Here is a 700-nt window from a genome sequence, read left to right on the forward strand (position 1 = left end):
GACGGCCATGCTTACCCTTGGGGAGGAGCCCCCCTTGCCCTGTCGAGGTCTGGTACTGGTGGATGTGGCCCCACGGCTTGAGACCAAAGGCGTTCGCCGGGTGATTGAGTTCATGCGCCGCCACCCTGACGGTTTCGACTCTCTGGATCAGGTTCAGGATGCCGTGGCTGCCTATAACCCAACACGAAAAGCACCATCAAGCTCACAGGGCTTGCGAAAAAACCTCCGCCAGGACGCTAATGGCCGTCTCCATTGGCACTGGGATCCTGCGTTTCTTGATCATGCGGTAATCCCTGAAGCAAATGAAGGCATGTTCGGCCGAGCGCGACTCAATCTTGCAGCAAGCAAACTCAAATTACCGATATTACTCATCCGCGGCCATCACAGTGATGTACTCAGCGAAGCAGGAGCCCAGGAATTATTAGCCCTCGTGCCACATGCCAAGTACCGAGTAATCCATCAAGCAGGTCATATGGTAGCGGGTGACCGCAACAGTATTTTTACCGGAGCAGTGCTGGACTTTCTTCAGCACCTTGACCCGCAAGGAAATCACATACGCTCCACCGATCGGAGACTTACACCATGAAACATAAACACCTCGACGTGCTGATCATTGGCGCGGGCCTTTCCGGCGTCGGTGCGGCTTGTCACCTAAGCCGCAAGTGCCCAGATCTACGCTATGGCATCCTTGAGCGACGCA

Annotated in this window: 2 protein-coding genes; both read left to right on the top strand. The window is 55.4% G+C overall.

Annotated elements, in window-relative coordinates; all coding sequences use genetic code 11:
- The coding region (locus A3730_RS10660) for an alpha/beta fold hydrolase (RefSeq protein ID WP_197477429.1) at positions 1 to 586 on the top strand (586 nt) is incomplete at its 5' end.
- On the top strand, positions 583 to 700 hold a 118-nt coding region (locus A3730_RS30365), incomplete at its 3' end, for a hypothetical protein (RefSeq protein ID WP_156501139.1). The genes A3730_RS10660 and A3730_RS30365, both read left to right, overlap by 4 nt.

It is taken from the genome of Alcanivorax sp. HI0044, assembly GCF_001634945.1.